This window comes from Bacteroides clarus (genome assembly GCF_015555825.1).
GTDB lineage: Bacteria > Bacteroidota > Bacteroidia > Bacteroidales > Bacteroidaceae > Bacteroides > Bacteroides clarus.
This window is the reverse complement of the sequence record NZ_JADNLF010000016.1, coordinates 1-23,939: the sequence shown is the minus strand read 5'-3', so window position 1 is coordinate 23,939 and position 23,939 is coordinate 1. Positions and strand designations below refer to the sequence as shown.

The 23,939-nt window shown below is 49.1% G+C and carries 17 protein-coding genes and 1 tRNA gene; 2 read left to right on the top strand and 16 right to left on the bottom strand.

Going from position 1 to position 23,939, the window contains the following annotated elements:
* Position 1: 1 nt before the first annotated feature.
* The 5 genes from I2F54_RS14875 to I2F54_RS14855 form a co-directional block, all read right to left on the bottom strand.
* Complete coding sequence (locus I2F54_RS14875) at positions 2-4,543, bottom strand: translocation/assembly module TamB domain-containing protein (protein WP_195501680.1); 4,542 nt, start codon at positions 4,541-4,543, stop codon at positions 2-4.
* Between the two features lie 109 nt (positions 4,544-4,652).
* Positions 4,653-6,998: a hybrid sensor histidine kinase/response regulator gene (locus I2F54_RS14870; protein ID WP_195501678.1), complete on the bottom strand. Its 2,346-nt coding sequence runs from the start codon at positions 6,996-6,998 to the stop codon at positions 4,653-4,655.
* Between the two features lie 54 nt (positions 6,999-7,052).
* On the bottom strand, positions 7,053-8,393 hold the full coding sequence (locus tag I2F54_RS14865) for an MATE family efflux transporter (protein ID WP_195501676.1): 1,341 nt from the start codon (positions 8,391-8,393) through the stop codon (positions 7,053-7,055).
* Positions 8,394-8,473: 80 nt separating this feature from the next.
* Positions 8,474-9,715, bottom strand: a complete 1,242-nt coding sequence (locus I2F54_RS14860; RefSeq protein WP_195501674.1) for a M16 family metallopeptidase — start codon at positions 9,713-9,715, stop codon at positions 8,474-8,476.
* A 3-nt stretch (positions 9,716-9,718) separates the two neighbouring features.
* Entirely contained in the window at positions 9,719-10,558 is an 840-nt protein-coding gene (locus I2F54_RS14855) for a peptidylprolyl isomerase (RefSeq protein ID WP_009122842.1), read from the bottom strand.
* A 92-nt stretch (positions 10,559-10,650) separates the two neighbouring features.
* On the opposite strand from I2F54_RS14855, the gene I2F54_RS14850 reads away from it, so the two are divergent.
* Entirely contained in the window at positions 10,651-12,009 is a 1,359-nt protein-coding gene (locus I2F54_RS14850) for a sigma-54-dependent transcriptional regulator (RefSeq protein WP_118046999.1), read from the top strand.
* 438 nt (positions 12,010-12,447) lie between these two features.
* On the opposite strand, the gene I2F54_RS14840 is transcribed toward I2F54_RS14850, so the two are convergent.
* Genes I2F54_RS14840 through I2F54_RS14825 form a run of 4 tightly spaced genes read right to left on the bottom strand, consistent with a single transcriptional unit; the run spans position 12,448 to position 17,059 of the window.
* Positions 12,448-14,985 (bottom strand): prolyl oligopeptidase family serine peptidase, encoded by a 2,538-nt coding sequence (locus I2F54_RS14840; RefSeq protein WP_195501672.1) that lies wholly within the window; start codon positions 14,983-14,985, stop codon positions 12,448-12,450.
* A gap of 22 nt (positions 14,986-15,007) precedes the next feature.
* Positions 15,008-15,679, bottom strand: a complete 672-nt coding sequence (locus I2F54_RS14835; RefSeq protein ID WP_022219444.1) for an RluA family pseudouridine synthase — start codon at positions 15,677-15,679, stop codon at positions 15,008-15,010.
* A 19-nt stretch (positions 15,680-15,698) separates the two neighbouring features.
* The gene (fabG, locus tag I2F54_RS14830; RefSeq protein WP_005652328.1) at positions 15,699-16,445 is read right to left on the bottom strand and encodes a 3-oxoacyl-[acyl-carrier-protein] reductase; all 747 of its coding nucleotides are present in this window, start codon (positions 16,443-16,445) and stop codon (positions 15,699-15,701) included.
* Between the two features lie 29 nt (positions 16,446-16,474).
* On the bottom strand, positions 16,475-17,059 hold the full coding sequence (locus I2F54_RS14825) for a TetR/AcrR family transcriptional regulator (protein WP_004288944.1): 585 nt from the start codon (positions 17,057-17,059) through the stop codon (positions 16,475-16,477).
* A gap of 232 nt (positions 17,060-17,291) precedes the next feature.
* Here I2F54_RS14825 and I2F54_RS14820 point away from each other — a divergent pair.
* Positions 17,292-17,364, top strand: a tRNA-Met gene (locus I2F54_RS14820).
* Positions 17,365-17,516: 152 nt separating this feature from the next.
* On the opposite strand, the gene I2F54_RS14815 is transcribed toward I2F54_RS14820, so the two are convergent.
* The 7 genes from I2F54_RS14815 to I2F54_RS14785 all read right to left on the bottom strand — a co-directional run bounded on the left by I2F54_RS14815 (position 17,517) and on the right by I2F54_RS14785 (position 23,552).
* Positions 17,517-18,962, bottom strand: coding sequence for a tetratricopeptide repeat protein (locus I2F54_RS14815; RefSeq protein WP_118047005.1), 1,446 nt, complete (start codon positions 18,960-18,962; stop codon positions 17,517-17,519).
* A gap of 5 nt (positions 18,963-18,967) precedes the next feature.
* A complete protein-coding gene (locus I2F54_RS14810; RefSeq protein ID WP_087426618.1) occupies positions 18,968-19,918 on the bottom strand; it encodes a PstS family phosphate ABC transporter substrate-binding protein in 951 nt (316 codons plus the stop codon).
* Positions 19,919-19,928: 10 nt separating this feature from the next.
* Positions 19,929-20,744 carry an energy transducer TonB gene (locus tag I2F54_RS14805; RefSeq protein ID WP_009122835.1) on the bottom strand — a complete coding sequence of 272 codons (816 nt, stop codon included), beginning with the start codon at positions 20,742-20,744 and terminating at the stop codon, positions 19,929-19,931.
* Between the two features lie 22 nt (positions 20,745-20,766).
* Positions 20,767-21,420: an ExbD/TolR family protein gene (locus tag I2F54_RS14800; protein WP_087413363.1), complete on the bottom strand. Its 654-nt coding sequence runs from the start codon at positions 21,418-21,420 to the stop codon at positions 20,767-20,769.
* Positions 21,421-21,431: 11 nt separating this feature from the next.
* Entirely contained in the window at positions 21,432-22,037 is a 606-nt protein-coding gene (locus tag I2F54_RS14795; RefSeq protein WP_009122833.1) for an ExbD/TolR family protein, read from the bottom strand.
* A gap of 53 nt (positions 22,038-22,090) precedes the next feature.
* Entirely contained in the window at positions 22,091-22,903 is an 813-nt protein-coding gene (locus tag I2F54_RS14790; RefSeq protein WP_009122832.1) for a MotA/TolQ/ExbB proton channel family protein, read from the bottom strand.
* A gap of 202 nt (positions 22,904-23,105) precedes the next feature.
* Positions 23,106-23,552: a hypothetical protein gene (locus I2F54_RS14785; protein ID WP_229028150.1), complete on the bottom strand. Its 447-nt coding sequence runs from the start codon at positions 23,550-23,552 to the stop codon at positions 23,106-23,108.
* Between the last annotated feature and the right edge of the window lie 387 nt (positions 23,553-23,939).

Genomic DNA, 23,939 nt, shown 5'->3' with positions numbered 1-23,939 from the left:
ATCATTCTACAGTTTGTTTCTTCTTTTTCCTGAAGATAAAGAGTTCGCCCAGACGGTCCATCTTACGGCGAAGCACAAGACCGACTCCGGTTTCCGTTATTTCCCCGTCGAGCACGCTTTCGTAGTTCTTGTCATAGAACACACGGACATAGCGCGTACCGGACGTATCCAACCTGTACTCCAGCGAAATATTATCGATAAACGATTCCGCATCATTCGTGGCATTGGCGCCCGTTGTTACTTTACCGCCGATAACAATCTGCACACGGTCGTTGAAAAGGCGTTGCGAATAGCGGAAGCTATAATCCGTTTGCTTATCTCCCGTTTCGGCAGCCGTACGGTCTTCCATACCCATCGTGAAACTTGCATTAATGCTTTGGAAAGCCGAACCTGCCAATGAGTTGATCTGACTTTGGATAACGCTGTTCAGAGCGCTACCCATAGAGAATCCGCCACCTTTGACACCGCTATTCATATAAACACCGGTCGCCAGCATGGCAATGGCCTGTTTGCTACGCTCCTCAGTACCCATAGCCTGCAACTCGTTCTCGATGGCGGCGTCATCCGGCGCCGTTATATCGAAGATAAGTTCGGGAGCGTCAAGCCGGTTCTTTATGGCTATGGACACATCGAAGTTTACCACGCGCGAACCGCCGTCGTCACCGTCGGCTACCGAAGCGCGCATACGCTCCGTCGCTTTCAGGTTCAATGTCGGGTTCATCGGGTCGCCGCGCCAGTCCACATAACTTCCGTTGTTAATCTGGAATTCCTTCAACGGAATGATAGGAAGCGAATACTTCATGATTCCGCCCGAAAGCGTATAGCGTCCGGTAAGGCTTATATCGCCTTGCGGAGTGTATTGCATATTCAAATCCCCACCGCCTTCCAACTCTATAAACTTACTGCGGTCGGGGCTCAAATCGGCACGAAGGCGTACGGCATTGTCTATATGCACGGACATAATCATATCCATACCGCCCAAAGACATGGCAGGGGCCTCATCCGCACTCACCGAGGTCGTGTCCGCAAAGGAAGTAAAGGTAACCAGGCCTTCAAGACGGTCTTCCACCGTCAGCGGCGAGTCGGTGAGCACATAGGTCACATCCGTATTTCCCAACAGATTCATATTGCCGCGCATGGTCAAGGCATCCAAAGGCCCTCGTACCGTTGCGTTCAAATCGACAAATACCTTGCCGTAAATGAGACTTTCGCGGGTACGCGGCGCATCCAGCAGCGTATAGTTCTCTGCCAGCAATTTCAAATCCGCCGTAGGGCGTTCCAGATTACGGAAATCCACCTTACCGTTAATGGTGAACGGATTCTTACTGGTGGTATAGATAGCGAACTTATCGAATATCAGTTGATTGTCCTTAATCTGTACGGGGCGGTCGTCGAACCAGTAGCGGGCTCCTGCCTGACGCGCATATACCGATACGCTGTCCAGTGTAACATCTCCGTGCATCTTGGGTTTCTCCAACGGTCCGTAGATATACATTCCGCCGTCAAGGTCGCCGGTGAAGGAAACCATTTGGTCGGGAATAAAGGCATTGGCAATCTTCATCGGGAAATGCTCAAAAGAGGTGGTCACTTCCAGCGTATCCCTGCCATTCTTTTGCGTCAGTATACCGTCTGCGGTCAGCACTTCCTGATTGTCGTAACTGAAATACGTATTCAGATAATGCGTAGCGCCTTTATCTCCCGGCAGCCATGTGGCGCCCATACCGATGTCTCCTACATGTTGCCGCTCGTAAGTCAGTTCATTGATGCTGGCTTCGGCGGACACTTGTAAGGAAGTAGGAGTCTGTATATACTGCGCTTCGGCGGAGAACAAACCGGTCAGTCGGGGCATATAAGGAAGCACTTCGCTTAATTCTCCCAACTGGAAGCGGCTTAATTCCACGTTCATATTCTGCAACGAGATACTGTCGTTCTTGTCCGACTGCATACGGAAACATAAGCCGTTGTCGCTATCCATATCGATATTGGCATAGACACGCATATTCTTATGCAGATATATCCAGTTACTGTTATCCACGAAATGGAACTTACGGTATGCGATAACCGGTTCGGCAGGTGTCAGATTCAGCAATACTCCGTTGCCTTTGCCGTGTCCTTCGGTCAGCGGGCGGGCATTTATACCGAACAGCACTCCTGTCTGCCCCTCACCGTCCACATAATTTACGGTCAGTTCGGCGTCTTCACTCCGAATCTCGCCTGTCAGCGTACTCCGGAACACAAACTGCGGGTTCTTCGGCCCGTTAATCACCCCGCTTTGCAACATCATCCGGGAGGTATCCTGCTTCACGGTAAAGAAAATCGTATCGAGTTGCAACGAGTCCACACGCAATCCATGCACAGCAGTCCGCCCGTTGATGCCCCGCGTCGGCGTGGTACCGAAACGAAGGGTAAAGTCATTGAACGTCACATCTTTTGTTTTCAGGAAATAGCTGACCGGATTAGACTGTCCCGCCGTCAGCTGCATGCCTGCCGAAGGTAACACCCGACGCAAAGCCGCATGGTCCAGCCGCCTTTCATCTATCTGCTTCATAAGAATGGCGACGAACTCGTCCGATTGTTCCAACAGCTCCTTCAAAGTGCTGCGGGCACGGAACTGCAAGTCCATATCGCCGGCATCCATCCGCAACTTAATGGAATCGTGGCGCGCTTCCGCACCCAGATTAAACGCAACCGAATGTTCCAAAGGCTTGGGGGCAACGCCCAGTTTATATAAGTCCAGCTCCTCGACATTCATATTCAGCTTGCCGTCCATGTATTTGCGGTCGAGGCGTAAGTCGGCCTCGGACTGCATCTTCAATAACTCATTATCACTCGTCAGTCGCACTGAAGCCACCGATGACTTCAAACCCGCGTTCAAATCCACGCCCGATATATTCCAACGGGCATACTGCAATTCCGCCAGCTTGGCCTCTATGCGCGCCATTGTCTTATGAGAAGCGATATCCACTCCCTGGCCTTTGGCGGAAACATGGGCCGTAAGTGTATAAACAGAGTCTTTAGGCAGGAAATGATGGAGTTGCAAAGCATCTATGGCGAGGTCTGCATGATAGGCCTCGGTAGACAAGTTGTAGGCGGCATCCAAATCCAGACTGCCTTTGCCTTCCTTTACTTTCAGAAACGCGTTGCATTGCGGCCCGTCAAGACCGAGACGCGCCACGAGATTCATACTGTCGGGCACAACGATAGAACCGTCGGGAGTTACCCCGGTAAGTCCGGTCAGGAAATTAAGGTCTTGCGTCTGCATTTCAAAATCAAGCTCTCCGCTACGCCTCAAGCTGTCCGTAAGGTTCCACAACTCACCGCCGCCGCTCAACGAGAAAGCGCCCGGCAATTCAGCGGTGAAACGTGAAATCTGCATTTGCTTCAAGTTCCCTTCCGTACCGGCATGAATCACCAGCGGCCGGAAAGGATAAGCCTCTTTAAAGGTTTCGGGCAATCCGCCTGCAAAGAGCAGTACATCCTGTTTGCCGATATTGGCATTAAAGCGGGCGGACAGACGTCCGGTAGTAGGTATATCGACAAGTTTCCAATAGGTCTGAGCCGTCAGGTTCATTTCACTATGCGGGGTCGTAAGTTGCAAATGGGGCACGCGGATAAGGGTTGAATCGGCAAACAGGCGTCCGGTCAGAGAAGTTACAGTCAGTCCCGAACGGTCGTACATGGAGAACTCGCGGATAACGGCGTTCATGTCGCGGCCGCAGGACATCACCGAATCTATGCCGATACGGATGTCGCGCAACGCGATATGCGAAGCGTCAAAACCCTCGACGGGAGCGGCTGTACCCGAATCGTAATTTACGGCAGTACCCGTAAGCGCGAACTTACGCCAACCGTAGAACTGACGTTTGAGGTCGGCATTGGCATCTTCTATGCTTGCATCTCCTATATTGGCAGCCAACGTCATGGAGTCGAGCGGCATCTGCAAATCCACCGAAACATTCTTCAGTTTCAGATTGTGCAACGCTATCCGCCAGTTCAAGGCGGTTTCAACAGTATCTTTCGGAGCCTCGGCAGTATCGGCAAGTATTACTTGCACATGGGTATTACTCAACTCCACGCTATTCAGCACGGCATTCTCTTTTTTCAGGTCGATGCCGTGGCTCTCGAGGAAGAACCGTCCGAGCGTTCCTTTGATGTGCATACCTTCCAGCAAGGTGGAAGAGTTTACGGCTACCTGCTGCAAGGTAATATCGTCCACCTCTACCCTGCCCTGCAACAAAGGCCACGCCTGTACGCGCACGTTCAGGCTTCCAAGGTTCAGCAGGGTATCGGGATGTTGCATATCGACGGCGTCGTTCTCCGACTGCACCACCTGTACGCCACGCACAAGCAGATTCAAGGGAAAACGAAGGTCAATCCGTTCTACGGAAATATTCATGCCCGTAGCATCCGACGCTATCGCCGTAGCCTGTTTCCGTATAAAATTCTGCACGGGCGGCACATACAGCAATATCATCAATATTACAAATAGGATAATAGGAGTGAGCAGCACCCAAAGTGCTCCCTTTAACCATTTTCTTCTCATTGGAACGTCAAACTGTCATCTATTAAAAGTTGTACAAAGTAAACAATTAATTTCGAGATAAAGTTCCTAAAGAATAAAAATACTGTGCCACACCAGTGTTTATGACCACTTATATCGACCGCTTACCCAAATCGGTCTGTGCCGGTAAACGAACAATATCCTCGATAAGGGCAAGCGAACGGAGCGCGCGCTGTCCCTGTTCGGCAGTGAAGGGAGCGCCGCGCAGGCTTTCCAGTATCTTAAGTTCCGACACCAGTTCCGTAGCGCCAATCAGCGTAAAGAGAGGAATCATTTTGTGCGATACGGCAGCCACCCCGTCCATGTCCGCCGCATCCACCGCCTGCCGCAAACGTTCGGCATTGAGACGGGTTTCAGTGACGAAACTCTCAAGAATGGACTTTGCCGCTTCCGGATCATCACCGGAGAAAGCGGTAAGCGCCGAGAAATTATAAGGAAGCTCCGGAGATGAAGCCTCAGCCGCAACCGCTTCTTCACATTGCGGGGCAGGAACAGGCTCTTGTCCGATACCCTCCGCATTCAGTTCCCGGAAAAGCTCCGCTACCGTAAACGGTTTGTGCAAACAACCGGCAAAACCGTGTTCCTTAATCTCCTCCCGTTTCATGTCGCTACGGGCTGTAACGGCTATCACAGGAATGGTCTGAGCTTGAGGAAGGTTCGACGCCCGCAGCAGTTTCAGCAGGTCGAAGCCGTTTATGGCAGGCATCTGTACATCGGTAAGCAGTACATCGAAGGTATCGGAACGCAGGGCATCCAGCAATTCATCCAATTGCATGCACGACACCGAAGCGATACCGCTATGTTGGAGCATGGCCGCGGTGAGCGTAAGCTGAATACGGTCATCATCAATCAGAAGTACGCGAAGCGAGCGTTGTGAAGGAACGGATATTTCTCCGGAAAGAGCGGCAGAAGCTTCGGTTTCCGTCTCCTGACGCTTCCCGCCGGCATTCTCCGATACCCTCACGGGGAACAAAGGGATACGTAATGTAAACGTGCTTCCCTTACCCGGTACACTGTCCACATCAATCGTTCCTTCCAGCAACTGTACAAGCATGCGCACAATGGACAATCCGAGCCCGAAGCCTTCTTTGCCCTGCGCACCGGGCAGACGGGTGAACTCCTGAAAAATCCGTTCCCTGTCGGCAGGTTCCATACCTTTGCCTGTATCGGCTATGGCAACGACCAGCCGGCGGTTCTCGTAACGTGCCGTTATCGTTATGCCGCCCTCGTCCGTAAACTTCACGGCATTGGAAAGCAGGTTATTGATAATCTGGCGCAACCGGAGCGGGTCGCTGATATACGTGCTCTCCAACTCGGGAGCAATATCGCAATGTAAGCCCAGTCCCTTGGCGGAAGTCAGCGGTTCGAAGCTGACATGGATTTCTTCCAGCAGACGGGCGGGATGGAAAGTAACCCGGTTTATCTCGGCCTTATGAAGGTCGAGCCGATGAAAATCAAGCAAATCGACAACCAGTTTCAGCAGATGTTCCGATGAGGTTTTCATGTTATCCAGATAGAAGCGCTGCCGTTCGTCCACCGTCAGACGGGAGAGCAGGTCGGCATAGCCCATGATGGAGCCGAGCGGCGCCTTAAAGTCGTGGGTAATGGCAAGCATCATCTTTTCCCGCGTAGCCAGCAAGTCTTCGGCACGGCGGCGGGCTTCTTCCAATTCGCGGCGATAACGGTTGCTGCGCGTAATGTCACGCCCGATGATTATCAGGAAAAAGGCGGAAAGCAACACAGCGCCGGCCGCGATACCGCTGATTATCTTAATGGAGTGATGGCGCACGGATTGCTGATACTCCGCCTCTTCGCGGGCGCGCTGCAAGGTTTCCTGTTCATAACCTTTCAACAGACTGTCGATACGGGCGGTCAGCATCCTGTCCATGCGCTGCAAAGTGCGCCTGCGGCGTTGTACAATGGCATTATTCTCTTTCTTCTGCTGCGCCACGGCACGCAGCTTTTCTTGCAGGGAGTCCACCGGATTGTAGACATCAATCACCGTATCCGTAGCATATTCGAGGGAAGTCTTTACCTGTATGGCAGTATCTTTTTTAGGCGGAACGAACACCTCTCCCAAACGACGGAAGAAGCCTTTCTTCTTGGGCTTGGTAACCACCGTGTCGCGATGCGTAATGATACGGCGCTGCACCCGCCGGTTGGTAACGACCGAATCCTGCCGGGTAGCGATGATGCTCTCTATCTCCCGGGTAGAAACCATACTGTCGCTCGTTTCGCTCAGCACACGCAACATGTAAATGGTGTTCGCGTCCTTCTCCCTGAGAAGCGTGATGAGACTGTCCGTCCACTGCACATCCTGATTATCGGAAAGCATAAGATTCTCCATTTCCCTATGCACGAAGAACAGGGAAAAAAGCAACACTCCTAACAACAGAGTGTATCCGACAGCTATCTTTACTTTCGATACGCTATTCATAATAGGTGATAAAAAGGTGATAGAGTGACAGGACAGCGAGTACCGCCTCTTTTATCATCTCGTTCCCGTTTTATAGCGGAAGCGCAGCCACAGCATCAGTCCGGCGCTGGTCAGTCCGAACGGGAAAGCCATCCAGACACCGACCAATCCCCAGCCCAGCACGAAACCGCAAAAATATCCTACGGGCAAAGATATAATAAAATAAGAAATAAATGCAATAATCATCATCGGCTTTACATCCGATATGCCTCGCAGCGCATTGGCAAAGTTGATTTGCAATCCGTCGCCAAACTGATAAATCAGGAAGGGAAAGAACAAGGACGCCACCAGCGCCGAAGCCTCGGCGCTATCCGTGAACCAACCGCCCACCTGTCCGCGCATCACAAAAACAATGCTCATAAGCACCACTTCCATAGCCATTATCAGGTGGAAGCCCGCAAATGTGGAACGGCGTACATTCTCCATATCGCCCTGCCCCTTAAAATTACTGACACGCACCGCTACCGCAGCCCCCATACCGTAGTACATCATGAAAGTGAATTGCGAAATGGTCAGCATTATCTGATGGGATGCCAAAGCGATGGTACCCAGCCAACCCACCATAATGGCGCTAAGGCTGAAAGAAGCCGTCTCCATTCCCATCTGCAAGCCGACAGGCCAGCCCAACGCATTGAGCCGCTTAAACACCGGAAGCGACCACCCCATGCGGGAAAACCCAAGCCGGTAACGAATGAAGCGACGACCGCGAAGTACAATCAGCGCGAAAACCACGACCATCATAATACGCGAGAACAGCGTACTGATACCTGCTCCCAGCAAACCCAACTCCGGAAAGCCCAGCTTACCGTTGATAAGAATATAATTACCTATGATGTTCAGCGCGTTTCCGCCCAGCAGTATCCACATGGCGGTCTTGGTGTCGGTGATACCGTCCGTAAACTGCTTGAAACCATTGAACAGCATCACGAAAACCAGCGAAGCGAGCAATACCAGATAATAAGGTTTTATCAAAGGCATCAGTTCCTCGGGCTGCCCCAAACGCTCCACATTGAAGTAGACCGCCGTCATGATGAAAGTAAGAAGCAAAGCCACCAGGACATTCGCCACCAAACTGCACCGCAACGCCTGCCCCGCTTCCGCAAAACGGCGGTTGCCGTAAAGACTGCCTACAATAGGCGTCAGTCCGTAGCTGAAACCGGTACTGAAAATGATGCAAAGTGTAAATACGTTGTTTACGAAAGAAGCCGCACCCAGTTCCTCGGTACTGTGATGCCCAATCATCAGGGTATCCGCGAAACCGAGAACAATTACGCCCACCTGCCCGATAACAATGGGAAGTCCCAGAAATATCAACGCTTTATAATGCTGTTTATAGCCGGCTATCAAATTCATCATCTTATTATCTAAAATTTGTTTCATCGGACGAAATCCACAGTCTGTCAGACAGATGTTCCGCACATCCTCACTGTTCCCTTTTAATATTGTTTATCACTCTTATAATATAATACTACGGTATTGTTCTCGCAGAAAGTATGCTGCGCCACAGTGTGCAGTTGCTCCGTCGTAACGGAGCGATAACGCTCTACTTCAAGGTCAATATCTTCCGCCTTTCCCGTCAGCTCAAACCAGGCAAGATTTGTGGCTACGTTCAGGTAATTGATATTGCCGAATATCTGGGTAGATTCAAACTTATTCTTGACTTTCTCCAGTTCCTGTTCGCCTGCCGGAGATTGCCGCAACTCTTCCAATTCCTTACGGACAGCGGCTTCCGCCTGTTCCAACGACACGCCTGCCGCAGGCTTACCGCTGATTTGCAACAGCCCCGCATCACGCGTACCGCTGATGTATGCGTCGATACCGGAAAACAGGTTCTGCTCCTGCACCAGACGGCGGTTCAAACGGCTGGAGCGTCCGTTGCTGAGAATATCGGACAGGATATCGAATGCGTAATAATCCGCGCTCTCACGACTGCACATGTGATAGCCCATGAACAAGGCATCCAGCGGCACGTTTCTTTCCACCGTCAGCCTGCGTTCCCGCGTTTGCTCCGGTTCCTGCGGCAATTGCCGCGCCGGAACATCCCGCCGGGGAATGGGCGCAAACCATTTCTCGGTGAGCCTGACGGTTTCATCCCATGAAATGTTCCCCGTCACTGCCAGTACGGCATTATTCGGGGCGTAGAAGCGGTAGAAGAAGTTCTTCACTTCGTCCAGCGTGGCCTGCTCTATGTGGGAGAGTTCTTTGCCGATAGTAGGCCAGCGGTACGGATGCACCCGGAACGCCAACGGGCGGAACAAATGCCCCACATCACCATACGGCTGGTTGAGACAGCGTTGCTTAAACTCTTCCATCACCACGCCGCGCTGTACGTCAAGGCTTTGCTCGCTGAAAGCCAGTTCCAGCATCCTGTCGGACTCCAGCCAAAAGGCTGTCTCTACGTTCGGTTTCGGAACGGTCAGGTAATAATTGGTAATATCGTTATTCGTCCAGGCATTATTTTCTCCCCCCGCCAATTGCAAAGGCGTATCATAATCGGGAATATGCACCGAACCGCCGAACATCAGATGCTCGAACAAATGGGCAAAGCCGGTATGTTCGGGATGCTCGTCGCGTGCGCCGACATCATAAACGATGTTCAGCGCCACCATTTGCGTACTGGTATCCTCGTAGTGCACCAGTCGCAGGCCATTGGGGAAACAATGCTTATTTATTTTCATTCGTTAATCGATCACAGTCACCTTTTCAATCTTCACATCCTCTTCCGGACGGTCACTGCGGTCTGTCTTTACTTGTTGAATCTTATCTACGATATCCATGCCCTCAACCACTTCGCCGAATACGGTATATTCACCGTCCAGATGCGGTGTACCGCCGACAGTGGTATAGGCCTTCACCTGTTCCGGCGTGAAACGGAATTCCGGTTCATCAGCCACCTGAGCCTCAGCCTGCGCGATAAGCGTATCCTGCAGGTTCATCAAACCTTCCTGGTCGCCGTCCTTACGCATCTTGTAGATTTCTTTCATGTGCTTCTGCGCCAAAGCATTGAAAGCATTGTTCAAACGCGCCTGATTCATCTGATGTTCCATGCCGAGAAGCGTAGAGTCGTTATACACCTTTCCGGTCACGATATAGAACTGGCAACCGGACGATTCCTTCTTCGGGTTCACGTTGTCTCCCTGACGGGCGGCAGACAGCGCACCTTTCTTATGGAAGTATTTAGGATAGACAAACTCCGCAGGAACCGTGTATCCCACATCACCCGCTCCCAGCATCTTGCCTTTCGGGGCATTCTTCGATTCGGGGTCGCCCGCCTGTATCATGAAGTCCTTGATGACACGGTGAAACAGAGTACCCTCATAAGTACCGTCCTCGGCCAGCTTGATAAAGTTATCGCGATGCTTCGGCGTCTCGTTATACAGTTTCACGATGATGTCACCCGCACTTGTTTCAATCTTCAATTTCGTTTCTTTTTCCATATTTCCGTCTTTCTTTTGTCCCGGTTTGCAGGCCGTCAGACCGCAAACCAGTATGGTTAATAATACTATGAGATTTCTTTTCATCTGTCTTTTTGTTTAATTTAAGTCTGCAAATATACTAAAATCGAACAAAACGATTTACCTTTGCATCATAAAAGAGATAAAAAGCAGAAGGGATGAAATCCATATTAATCGTAGAAGATGACATCACTTACGGTATGATGTTGAAAACGTGGCTCGGCAAGAAAGGTTTCCAGGTCAGTTCGGTCAGCAGCATATCCCGTGCCCAGAAGCATATCGAAGCCGAGACAGTAGACTTGATACTGTCCGACTTGCGCCTGCCCGACCGTGACGGCATAGACTTGCTGAAATGGTTGGGGGAACATTCCTTGCATATACCTCTTATCATCATGACGGGCTATGCCGACATACAGTCCGCCGTACAAGCCATAAAGCTGGGCGCATGCGACTACATCGCAAAGCCCGTAAATCCCGATGAATTATTGAAGAAAATGGATGAAGCCCTGAAGCCCTCGTCCGCCGCACCTCAACAGGCGGCGCATTCATCCGGGACAGATAAAGCATTTGCCGCCGACAGCACGGTGGACGCATCTTCCGACTACCTGGAGGGCGAAAGCGATGCCGCCAAACAACTTTATAACTATGTAAATCTGGTTTCTCCCACCAATATGTCCGTCCTCATCAACGGAGCCAGCGGAACAGGTAAGGAGTATGTGGCGCAACGCATCCATAAGTTGAGCCGCCGCGCCAGGCAGCCGTTCATAGCCATTGACTGCGGAGCCATCCCCAAAGAGCTGGCCGCTTCCGAATTCTTCGGTCACGTAAAAGGTTCCTTTACCGGTGCGCTGACCGACAAGACCGGCGCATTCGCCGCAGCCAACGGCGGTACCATCTTTCTGGACGAAATAGGCAACCTCAGCTACGAGGTACAGATACAATTGCTTCGCGCCCTGCAAGAACGTAAGATACGTCCCATCGGCTCTAACAAGGAGATACAGGTAGACGTGCGCTTAGTATCCGCCACCAATGAGAATCTGGAACAAGCCATCGAGAAAGGTACATTCCGCGAAGACCTCTACCACCGTATCAATGAATTTACCCTGCGTATGCCGCAATTGAAAGACCGTCGCGAGGACATCCTTCTCTTTGCAAACTTCTTCTTAGACCAGGCCAACCGTGAACTGGACAAGCACCTCATCGGCTTTGACGAAAAAGCATCCAAAGCCTTATTGGAGTACCAATGGCCGGGCAATCTGCGCCAGATGAAGAATATCGTCCGCCGCGCCACTCTTCTTGCTCAAGACAAATTCATTACCTTGAATGAGCTTAGCGAACTGCAAAATCAGGTCACTCCGTCCGCAGGCATGCCGCTCCGTAACGAAGAAGCAGAAAAGCAGCAAATCATCGAAGCCTTGAAACAGACAGGCTACAACAAAAGCCGCGCCGCACAACTGCTCGGCATAGACCGGAAAACGCTCTACAACAAACTTAAGCTATACGGCATAGAGCTGTAATTGTGGAAAAACTCCACACCACGTTCCACACTTTCCACACAAATCCACACATTTCTACGATGCGGCATTCTGTCACGGTCAAATTAGCGTACTAATTACCAGCATCTTAGCATTTCCTTATCAATTCTGGCACATCATTTGACGTACATTTCACGTGGATATCCAATCCACAGCAGTATTAAAGCAAAATCTACCTAAACTAAGACTGAACCGAATATAAACCTATTAAAGTAAATGAAAAACAAAAAGATTAGTATTAGTAGCAGCCCTGTTTATGTTTGTTTGTGACGGATCGTTCTTGGCCTGAGCACAGATGCAAATGGCCAAGAGCATCCCAAGCACAACTTGAAGTGGCCGAATAATAGTAAGCGCACTAACAACAAAAAAGCCGTTTCCTCCTTGTCTATTCCGGGAAACGGCTTTTTTGTTACCTTTCATTTACCAATGCCTTTCCGGGTAAAGGTCATTCCACCATGCCGGACTGTCCTGCAACCAACGTGCAAACCATGCCATGATAGAGTTGTGCCACAGCTCGCGCTTGGGATAATCACTGATGAAGTGGTTCTCGCCATCCACCGTTATAAACTCTACCGGCTTGCCCAATATCTTCAATGCATTGTACAACTGGATGCTTTCGCCGACAGGCACATTCGTATCGACCGTACCGTGCAGCAACAGCAGCGGGGTCTTGATTTTATCCGCATTGAACAAGGCCCCGTGTTTTGTAAACAGGTCGGGATTATTCCACGGATAGCTCCCGGCAGCGGCAACGGAGTTATAGGAATAGCCCCAATAGCCCTCGCCCCAATAACTGGTGATGTTACTGATGCCCGCATGCGAAACGGCAGCGGCGAACAAATCCGTCTTTGTCTGCAAGTACATCGTCATGAAACCGCCGTAAGACGCTCCGATACAACCGATACGCTTATCGTTGACAAACGGATGAGCGGCGCAGAACTTCTTCGTTCCCTCGATAATTTCGTCAGCGGTACGTTCCCCCCACGCATTGACATGGCGGGCGGAGAATTCCTGACCGTAACCGATAGCCCCACTGGGCTGGATAACATAAACCACATAATCGCGTGACGCGAACAGTTGCGCACAATAAGGCGAAGTGATGCCGCGTGTGGTAGGTGTAGTCCCGCCGTAGTAATAGACGATAAGCGGATATTTCCTATCCGGGTCGAAATCCGGCGGCAGGCATATCATACCTTTAATCTCCGTACCGTCTTCCGCCGTGAAGTTCCATTCCTTCATGGCACCCATATCTATCTTATCCAAAACGGGTTTCATCGGGTTGGCAAGCAAGACAGACGTTTTCTTCTTCACATCGTACGTATAGGCAACTCCCACACTGGTATTTCCACCGCCGACATAGGCGGCAACCGCAGGATTGTATTCCGCCAGGTCGAAGGAAGAAATCACATCTTCCTGCAGCGGCAGCATTTCAAAACTGTCCGTCTTCGGAGTATAGCGGTAGACATGTCTGCAATCTTCGTCCGTTGTATTGAAGTAAATACAGCCGTCTACACGGTTCCACTGCAAGAAGTCGACGGTGGGATTAAAATCGCGTGTGATAGGACTGACCTTTTTCGTGGCTTTGTCCATAATGAACGCCTGGGTATCGAAATCATTGGCGACAGGATGCCCGCCGCAATTCTTCCCTATTCCGTCAAAAGCCATCGGACTGCCTATTACCAGAAGCTGTCCGCCGTCGGGAGAGTAAGCCGCCCTGTTGACATAAGAATTCCATGTCACCAGCGTATCTGCCCGCAACGTAGCCAAATCCACCTCGAAGATGGAAGTGAGGGAGAAAGGACATTGAGTGATATTCGATTTAGAAGTGGAGCATAAGAGCTTCCTGCCGTCAGAAGATATATCATTCAGATAGACGGCATGGCTGCCATAAGTGAGTCGTTCGGAAAGACCTGTGGCAGGATCGTACTTAACGAGATAGTTGCGGGAACGCGCATCGGGAATACGGTCGTCGGGATGCAGCAGCCGTTTCAAAGGACCGCTGACCGTTTCCCCCTTATCATCGGGAGAGTAGATAAGATAATCTTCCGCGGGCGACCATGCAAAATATCCTTCGGGAACATCTTTCAGCAACACTTCCTCGCGCATGGTAACCGGGTCGAACACAACCAAATCATTCCGTTGCCTGCCGGTTACGGTATAATAAAGCTTATTGCTGCGGGGCATCCAGCGCATTTTCTCATCGGCAGCGGGCAGTATCACCCTGCCCGTCTTCAGTTCGGTCAACTCACTACGTGTCCTTGAGCGCTTCAACGAATAGTTATCCGCATAGCAGGTAAGCAGAAACTTGCCGTTCGGAGAAAGACTGACCGAACGCACGCGGCTTCCGAAAGCCGTATTGTGCAACGCGAAACGCCTTTTCAAATCGGGTGCAATCCGATAGCCGACATCGGTAAACTCCTTATCCTTCTCAAACTCGCACTTCAATGCGGGAACGGCCTTATCGGCAGCCGTCGACAACAATTTAACGACTATCTCATAATCCGCTTCCGGCTCCAGACGTAAGCCAAGTACCGAAGGGGAAACCTGCGACAAGCTATCTTCCGCAGTCGTCTTGGATTGTTTGGAAACGCCATTCACAAACACCTCAAAACGTGCGGGAGAATAAATATTCAGCTTTCCTTTCATAAAGCGTTCCGCACGCAGGTTGGTGGCAAACAGATAAAACAGATTATCTTTATCCGCTTTCTCCACACGTACATACCCTGCGGTATCCGCCGCCATGCGTTCGTAAGGACGCCCGTCGAAGTCAAGGCTGATGTCGGTCTTCAGCAGGTCATCGACCGTGAATTTCTCTCCTGTAAAGTTGATGCTGTCACCTTGAATGGGAGTACGCACCGCAACGGCAGGACGTACATTGTATTCGGTCACTTTATCCTGCGCCCGGACTGCGAGCGCCGCAAACAGGGACAGTCCCGAAAGAATCAGAATCTTTTTCATTGAATTTGTTATTAACAGATTATCAAATCATTTCAAAGCCATTCCACAGATTACCGGCAGGAACAGGGGCTTCCACCTCTATCAGTTCCTTGGACACCGGATGTACAAAGCGCACAAAGCGCGCATGCAGACAGATGCTTCCGTCAGGGTTGGAACGGGGAGAGCCGTATTTCAAATCCCCTTTAATGGGACACCCCATCTTTGCCAACTGGCAGCGTATCTGGTGATGCCGCCCCGTTTTCAGGTCTATCTCCAATAAACAGTAGTTTTGTGACTTGGCTATGAGCCGATAATGCAAAATCGCTTTCTTGCTGTTCGGCACTTCCTTATCGTAGGCATAACTCTTGTTTTGCTTCTCATTACGTACCAAATAGTTCACCAGCTCGCCTTCTTGCTCCCGAGGCTGGTTCTTCACCACTGCCCAATAGGTTTTCTTCACCTCGCTGTTCTTGAACATCTCGTTCAGACGGGTAAGCGCCTTACTGGTTTTGGCAAAAATAACAAGACCGCTTACGGGGCGGTCCAGACGGTGCGTGACACCGATAAAGACATTGCCGGGCTTTTGGTATTTCTCCTTGAGATACAGCTTTACGGTCTCCGAAAGCGGCGTATCGCCCGTTTTGTCTCCCTGAACTATCTCGGAAGCGGTCTTGTTTACTATAATGATATGATTGTCCTCGTATACGACAGTCATCTATTCAGTGATTTGGATGTTACATATTCATACCACCGTCTACCTGAATTACCTGTCCTGATACATAAGAAGACATATCAGAAGCCAGGAAGGTAGCAATGTTGGCAACGTCTTCGGGTGTACCGCCGCGACGCAAAGGTATCTTCTTGCACCATTCGGCCTTTACTTCTTCGGACAGGGCATCTGTCATGGCCGTCATAATGAAGCCCGGAGCGATGGCGTTGGCACGGATGCCGCGAGAACCCAGTTCTTGTGCGATGGATTTCGCCAATGCAATCATACCGGCCTTGGAAGCAGAGTAGTTGGCCTGGCCTGCATTGCCGTGAACACCTACAACAGAAGCCATATTGATAATGCTGCCGGCTTTCTGGCGCATCATAATCGGAGTACAAGCGTGAATGAAGTTGAAAGCCGATTTCAGGTTCACGTTGATAACCATATCCCATTGCTGTTCGGTCATGCGCATCATCAAACCGTCACGGGTGATACCTGCGTTGTTTACCAGAATATCGATGCGACCGAAGTCTGCATGGATAGCCTCTACCACTTTAGCGGTATCTTCAAAGCTTGCCGCATTGGAAGCATACGCTTTGGCTTTTACGCCCAACGTTTCGATTTCTTTTGCCGTAGCTTCAGCATTTTCGTCAATCACCAAATCGGTGAATGCTATATTAGCTCCTTCTTGAGCGAACTTTAAAGCGATGGCCTTACCAATGCCGCGAGCGGCTCCGGTTACAATGGCTGTTTTTCCGTCTAATAATCCCATACTGTTTTTAAATTATTGATTAAATGTTTTTATGTTCTATGCAGTGCGCCAAACACAAGGTTCACAACGTATTTGTCGCGGGTCTCGTCATCCAGCTTTGCGCCGATATGGCCGCGGATATAGGGCACTTCAATCCCTTTTACACAATAATGCACCAGCTCGGCGGTCATGTCGATATCGTCTATTCTGAACACGCCTTTCTCCACTCCTTCGCGCAATACATCCTTAAACAGCAGTATCTCCTTGGCATCAAACCGCTTGCGCACTTTCTCTACCCGCCAAATGTCGCGAAAGAAATTGGCCCGAAGCGTGCCGTTGCGGAATACCACCTCTTTCACTGCGTCCAGACGTGTGTATATCATCTCAATCATCTTCTCGTCCGGCGATATGTTCTTCTCCGCCACACGCTTCATCATATCCGAAAGCATATCCAGTTCCGATTCGACAACAGCCATATAGATATCTTCCTTGCTCTTAAAATAGGTATAAAGCGTTCTCCTACCTTTTTTAGAAGCGAGGGCAATATCATTCATCGTGGTATTCTCAACACCCATTTTAGCAAACAACTGACGGGCTACATCCACTAATTTAGCTTTTGTCTTCGATACGGCCATAGACTAATTGCACATTGCTTAATAATTTGTGCAAAAGTAAGATATTTCCGCATATATCACAAACAAAAGCACATTTTATTAACAGTCAAGCCGATTGGCGAATAGAAATGTTTTATATTTTATCGGACTATTTATCAGCCTATTATGTATATTAGTGCATTTTTTATGAAAAATAATCCGGCTTTTATTTGCATATTCAAATAAAAGCCGTACCTTTGCACCCACAAAACATCGCGGAGTGGAGCAGTTGGTAGCTCGTTGGGCTCATAACCCAAAGGTCGTCTGTTCGAGTCAGGCCTCCGCAACTAAAGAAGATCGTCAATCCGGCGGTCTTTTTTCATTTTATCCCCTTCTCAAACACAAAATCACCCCAAGGAACGGGGATATCTATAAAAAATGAGAGGAGCTAAGAATCACTCTCCACTCCTCCCGACACGACAAACAACTAAAATTATTGCTATTTGATGCCGTCCAACGCCTTTTTAGCTGTGGCATTGGTGGGGTCGATAGCCAGAATTTTATTCCAATACTCTTTTGAAACCGGATAATCGCTCTTCAGCAGATAGTAGTATCCCAGATAGCTGTAACACTCAATCAGTGCAGAGTTATACCTCGGCTCATTCTTAGCCAGCAACATTTCCGCCACCTTTTCATAATAAGGTTTTGCCAGCCCCTCGGTAGTCTCCGGGTCCATGGCGGAATTGGTACGGGCGCGCCACATATCACCCAGATAGCTGTCGGGAGCTTGTCGGGCAACCAGCGCAAACACAGAGTCTGCAGCCTGCAATGCCGTTGCACGGTCGGCAGGCCGAACGGAGAGCGTATCCGAAGATGTGCCCTGGCCGTAATAGAGACGTCCGAGCTGGAACAGGGACTCAGCCGTCTTTTTATCTTGACTTAAAGCGTCATAATACTTTTGATAGGCGGTAATGGCCTGAGCATAGTCATTCTTCAATTCGTACGCATCGGCTATTTCGCGCCAGATATCGACCTGGTCGCTATCCTTCTCAAGCGCCTTGCCATATTCCGCAACGGCTTGGTCGTACTTCTTTAGAGCGCTCAGCAAAGCTCCGTAGTATCGGTAGTCCAAGTACGAATAGTCGGCATTGTCCGAAGCGTTAAAAAAAGCATTGGCAGCTTGCTCCGCTTCATCATAACGTTTCAAGTCGGTATAGTTGTACATGGCCAGACGGTTGAATGCCGCATGACGTCCGTTCTTTTGCAAACCTTTCCGAACCACTTCCAGTGATTTCTCAAAATCATGGTTCAGGAACAGGGCAAAAGCATATTTCAAGATATCGTCTTCCGTAGCAACAGGAGTGTCTATGAACTTGGCATAGGTTTCTGCCGCCTTGCCGAAACGGTTGGTGGCATAATACACCCCGGCAAGTTCTTTATCCGCTTCCAAATAGTCCGGAGCCAGTGATTTCAACTGTTGCAGTTTGTCGATAGCCTGCGAGGGACTGGCCGACTTATAGGCACGGGCATATTTCAGATAAGCTTCCTTGCAATCGGGATTAAAGTAAATGGCCTGTTCGTAAAGCTGGCAGGCACGTCCCACATCCTTTCCGGCAAGCGCAATGTCTCCTTCCAGTACGGACACGCTTGCATCCTTGCTATCCGCCTTTTTGGCTGCTTTCAGATAGTTTTCCGCCTCTGCCGGCTTACCGGCATCCAGATAGGCGCGGGCTACAGAGACAATCAGCGACACATTTTTCTTGTTTTTCCCTTTCAGCAATTCTCCGGCCGTTTCGGACGCTTGTTCGGGATTCGTCTTTATCAGACTTTTTACTTTATCTACCCCGGCCTGCCATTCGGGTACAGGCGTTTGTGCAGCAAGCGTACCGGATAACAGCAGCGCTCCCATACAAAATAATAATTTACGTTTCATGTTAGCATTCATTTTAGTTATTCATCTTTGACGTTTACCACACGCACCGGTTGAGTGGCGGGTACCAATCCCGACTTCAATATAATCCGCTGTCCCCGGTCGGAAGCGAGGAAAGAAGCAAAACCCCACGGGAGTGCGCTCCGCGGATCATTCAATAGAACATAGATGCTGCGCGCCAGCGGATAATCGCCGTAAAACAGATATGCCTGGTAAGGCTTGTAACTGTCGGCCGGCGTAGCCTTGTCGGCAGCGCTGACAGACATCACCCGCACTTCCTTGCTGAAAGAAAGCCCCGTACTGTCGTTGCGGTCGCTCAGCCAATTCACTCCGATTACACCCATGGCATCCGGCGTGCGCGCCACGTAGTCTATGACTTCCCTGTTTGTTTTCAGCGCCTTCACTTGGTTCGAAAGCGGTGCTCCTCCGGCTATGGAGTCCACAGCAAAACGTACGGTACTGGAATTCTTGTTATCGAATACCAGACGAATATCTCCCAGGCGGGACAACGGATAAATATCCTTCCACCGCCCGGCATCCCCGGTAAGAATACGGCGAAAATCCTTCACGCTAATCAAGGTATCCGGATTGCTCCGATTGGTGATTAATGCCAGTCCATCCGTCGCAATCTTTATCTCTTGCGGGAAAAACTTGCGGCTGTTGAAGGAGTTCATCTCCTCCGGAGTCAGCCTGCGGCTGGTTATTGCCAACCGCAAACTGTCCTTAAGCAAAAGATTGACGGCTTCCACTTCCGTCACGTAACGGGGCACAATCCCCGCCAGAGGGAACAAACCTTCGAACACGTCTATCTCTTCCTGCACAATCGGCCGGAAACTCTCGTCGGCGGCAATTGCTATGACGCCGGAAGTATAGGTATCCGTCAATCCGTCCTTGGGCTTTTGCCGGCAGGCAGAGGCCAGAACCAGCATTACTATCAAGCCTGAAAGCTGAAGTCGCTTCACCGTTTTCATAACACACAATTTATTGTAACCTAAAGACAATAGGAACCGTATATTTCACAGACACCGCCTTACCGTTCTGCTTGCCGGGTATCCATTTGGGCATCGACATAATTACGCGAAGAGCCTCTTTGTCACAGTAGGGATCCAGGGTCTTTACAACTTTGGCATCTCGTACGCTACCGTCACTGCCTACCACAAACTGGCAGATTACCCGTCCCTGCACACCGTTTTCCTGCGCAATCGTCGGATACTTCAAATGATCGGCAATGTATTTCATCAGCTCACCGGCACCACCGGGGAACGTCGGCATCTGCTCTACCATATCAAAAACCTTCTCCTCTTCCACGGGAGCTTGTGTCACTACCTGCTTCAAGTCGGCGATATCCTTGCCGTTGGCTTCGTCATTGCCTTTCACATCGGCAATGGAGATGGCGACTTTCGTCTCCGTCAATTCGGTCTGACTCTTGATTTCATCTTCATCTCTCACTTCTTCATCTTTCTTGATGACAGGAGCCGTGAACTTGATGGAACTCTTCAAAGCCGGCGGTGGCGGAGCAACAGGCTCTACACGTTTCATCTCTTCCTGTTTCACTTCGGGTTCTTCCAACTGCGACAGGGTGGTTACCTCGGTCATCACTTCCTTTTGCTTCGGAGTCGCCATCTTTATCAGGGTGGGAATACTGAAACCTATCAAGGCTATCACTATCACCAGTATCACGGCTATGTTGTGACGGCGTGGAGAATTCTCACGCATCTTATAGGCGCCGTACGCTTTATTCTTACCGTTGAATATAAGGTCACACCATTCCAAAGAACTTAAATCTACTTTAGCCATATTCTTCTGTTTTTAGGTGTTACTATTCGGCGATATTCTGCGACAGCTCGCCTTTGCTTTCATAGTTCTTCATCAGGAACCGGTCGGCATCGGCAATGTCCGTTATCACATACTTGCCTATATTACATATCTGCATTTCATCGAGGGCATCAATCAGATTCTTGTACGAGGCCGCATCGGTAGCCTTGATGATAACCGTAGGCGTGTCTTTTCCGCTCTTTATCTCGGAAAGCTGTTTACGGAAATCATCCTCTGATATTTTAAGTTCCAGTTTCTGCTGTTTCAGCTTGTTCACCTCATTTACAGCAGTCCTATTACGTTTCAAGAGCATAGCCCGCAGACCGTCAGCCTGATAGGAAGTCTCCTTCAGTGAAGTATAGTCTTTATAGTCGGGCTCTCCTTCGTAGTAATACAATTTATCGGCATCTCCCAGTAACAGTGTGATTGCCTGCGACGCTTTCACTTTACTTTGCTGTTCTTCGGTGATGCTCTTGTCATTGCTCGGCATGCTTATCTCCATTGTCTGAGGTTTGCTCAGTGAAGTACACAGCATGAAGAAAGTAATCAGCAACATATTCATATCCACCATCGGCGTGAAATCCACCCGTACGGTCATTTTCTTTTGCTTGCTTTTTCCACCTTTCTTATTACCGTTTTCTTGTATTTCGGCCATAATATTTCCTTTCGTTAGTCTTCAGATGTGGTCTTTAGGGAAGTAATCAGGTTATACCGGTTCTCTCTAAGATCCTGAAGTGAGTTCATAACATTCTTGATTACGGAATAAGGAGTGTTGGCATCCGCCTTGATGGCAATACGCAAATCGGAATTCGTGGCACGGGCATTACGCACCCAGGCTTTGAACTGATTGTCGATACTGTCGGTAGGTATTCCCTCATTCTTTAACACAGCGTCCTGCCGGTCTTGCGGCAAATTGAGGAATTGCTTCATGCTCTTCATCGGCACGCCGAAAGTGGATGCCAGCATAAACTTTTTCGTTTCCTCGGGAGTAAAAGTCACCCCGTATTCTTGCCCCATAGCTTCCAGCACATTGCGCAAGTCGGACTGCTTGTCCAGGCTCATAAATACTTTTCCGTTCGGATCGACCAATATTTGGAGAACATTCGTTTCCGGTATCTTAATCTCGGAAACGGATGCCGGAGTGGTTACCTGTACCGGCTCTTTCTTCACAAACGTAGAAGTCAGCATGAAGAAAGTAAGCAACAATACGGTTACGTCACTCATGGCCGTCATGTCGATGAACGTACTTTTCTTTTTTATTTTTGCTCTACCCATAATTTTCAAATTAGAAATTGAGAATTAATAATTGAGAAATCTCACATCCCAATTTATTTATGCGTAGCGGCAAAAGTCTGCACAATAGAGAAGCCAACCTCATCAAGGCTGTAAGTCAACTTATCAATCTTATTGGTATAATAGTTATAAGAGATAACCGCCAAAGCACCGGTCAAGATACCGAAAGCTGTATTAATCAACGCCTCGGAAATACCTTGTGACAATGCCATAGAGTCTGCACTGCCTCCGGCAGCCAAAGCGGCAAACGAACGGATCATACCGATAACCGTACCCAGCAATCCCATCAATGTACCCAAAGTGGTGATAGTACCGATAATCGGCAGGTTTTGTTCCATCATCGGCAACTCCAATGCGGTAGCTTCTTCCAGCTCTTTCTGGATGGCAAGCAATTTTTGGTCTTTAGCCATCTCCGTGTCATTCTCCATTTCGGCATACTTCTTTAAAGTAGCGTTTACTACATTGGCTACGGAACCACGTTGCGTATCGCAGATTTCCTGGGCCTTTTTCATATCGCCAGCCGCCAAAGCAGCTTTAATATTAGCAACAAACTTCACCAGAGAGCCTTTACCGAAGGCGGCGCGAATAGCAATGTAGCGTTCGATGCTCAAAGCAATAACGGTAAGCAAGAGAGTTTGAATCACCGGAACAATAAAGCCACCTTTATATATAGTGCCCAGGAAGTTTCCGGGTAACGGATGGTTGTTCGGGTCATTGTTCATGAAGTTGGAAGGATTTCCAAGAACAAAATTAAAAATAAGCACGGCGATGATAAAGCAAATTACGATTACCCAACCGGCGGACTTGATGCCTTTAAAAGAGGCTGCTTTTTTTTGAGTTGTTTCCATGATTAAAAGTTTAATTGTTGGTATTAAAATTGATTTTGAGAATAAAGCGTAGGGGTATAACTTCCCTCTTACGGACCAATAGGGCGTAATTCATCCTTGCAACCTCAGTCAGCACATATGCGCACACAGGTCACCTACTCTTACTTCCCTTCACAAGTGAAAAAGGAAGAAAAAGGGGGAAATTAGAAAGGGAAGTCAGTGGCTAAATCAAAATCCGCCGAAGCGTGTAGATGTAGTAATCACTACCCGTCACAGCATAGTACGGGTCTTTGTCCGAAAAGTATTGTTTGCTCCGACCATGTACAAGCAAGTTCTCATGGTTGGACAATATCAGGAATATGTTTCTAAGGAATATATTATCTTCTATCACTCTGCGTATACGCTGCTGGTGAGAAGAGTAAATTTCAGAAATAGGCTTGGTACCCAACTCAACATCTGTTGTCCATGAATAGCTGATATCCGCAAATCTTGAGTTTTCCTGTTTAATTTTTTTAGATGAGGTCGATGAACATGAAGACAACGTAGCAGAAGTTTTACATGCTTCAGCAGACTTTACACCGATTTGGGCAAAGTCAACAGCTTTTCCACTAATACTGCAAGTGAGTATCAGTAGCATGCTAATCCAAAATGTCTTTACAGTTGTTTTCATGTCGTTCAACAAATCTACATAATAAACATAAACTGATTGCATTTAGTTTCACCAAATAGCTGTTTTCTTTTGTCAACCAATAAAAATGTTCATTGATTAAAGGTTTTATCATACCTTTTAATATGAAGTAAAGGTACAAAAAAAGAATGAAACAGAGATATAAAACAATGGGATAATTACCTGGTTTTAAAGACTTTTAATCATTGTAATATTCCCTTCATCAAAGGAATAGAATGAGGTAAAGGAAAGTTCCCAAAGGGACAAAAACAATAAAGCCCCCGTATCTTTCTATCGATACGGGGGCTTCTCTAAAAAAACGGCGACTACCTACTCTCCCACTGTTACGCAGTACCATCGGCGTGACTGAGCTTAACTTCTCTGTTCGGA

Bases quoted from the DNA above. Each gene is read 5' to 3' on its own strand.
- I2F54_RS14875 (WP_195501680.1), bottom strand. From the start codon at position 4,543: ATGAGAAGAAAATGGTTAAAGGGAGCACTTTGGGTGCTGCTCACTCCT.
- I2F54_RS14870 (WP_195501678.1), bottom strand. From the start codon at position 6,998: ATGAATAGCGTATCGAAAGTAAAGATAGCTGTCGGATACACTCTGTTG.
- I2F54_RS14865 (WP_195501676.1), bottom strand. From the start codon at position 8,393: ATGATGAATTTGATAGCCGGCTATAAACAGCATTATAAAGCGTTGATA.
- I2F54_RS14860 (WP_195501674.1), bottom strand. From the start codon at position 9,715: ATGAAAATAAATAAGCATTGTTTCCCCAATGGCCTGCGACTGGTGCAC.
- I2F54_RS14855 (WP_009122842.1), bottom strand. From the start codon at position 10,558: ATGAAAAGAAATCTCATAGTATTATTAACCATACTGGTTTGCGGTCTG.
- I2F54_RS14850 (WP_118046999.1), top strand. From the start codon at position 10,651: ATGAAATCCATATTAATCGTAGAAGATGACATCACTTACGGTATGATG.
- I2F54_RS14840 (WP_195501672.1), bottom strand. From the start codon at position 14,985: ATGAAAAAGATTCTGATTCTTTCGGGACTGTCCCTGTTTGCGGCGCTC.
- I2F54_RS14835 (WP_022219444.1), bottom strand. From the start codon at position 15,679: ATGACTGTCGTATACGAGGACAATCATATCATTATAGTAAACAAGACC.
- fabG (WP_005652328.1), bottom strand. From the start codon at position 16,445: ATGGGATTATTAGACGGAAAAACAGCCATTGTAACCGGAGCCGCTCGC.
- I2F54_RS14825 (WP_004288944.1), bottom strand. From the start codon at position 17,059: ATGGCCGTATCGAAGACAAAAGCTAAATTAGTGGATGTAGCCCGTCAG.
- I2F54_RS14815 (WP_118047005.1), bottom strand. From the start codon at position 18,962: ATGAATGCTAACATGAAACGTAAATTATTATTTTGTATGGGAGCGCTG.
- I2F54_RS14810 (WP_087426618.1), bottom strand. From the start codon at position 19,918: ATGAAAACGGTGAAGCGACTTCAGCTTTCAGGCTTGATAGTAATGCTG.
- I2F54_RS14805 (WP_009122835.1), bottom strand. From the start codon at position 20,744: ATGGCTAAAGTAGATTTAAGTTCTTTGGAATGGTGTGACCTTATATTC.
- I2F54_RS14795 (WP_009122833.1), bottom strand. From the start codon at position 22,037: ATGGGTAGAGCAAAAATAAAAAAGAAAAGTACGTTCATCGACATGACG.
- I2F54_RS14790 (WP_009122832.1), bottom strand. From the start codon at position 22,903: ATGGAAACAACTCAAAAAAAAGCAGCCTCTTTTAAAGGCATCAAGTCC.
- I2F54_RS14785 (WP_229028150.1), bottom strand. From the start codon at position 23,552: ATGAAAACAACTGTAAAGACATTTTGGATTAGCATGCTACTGATACTC.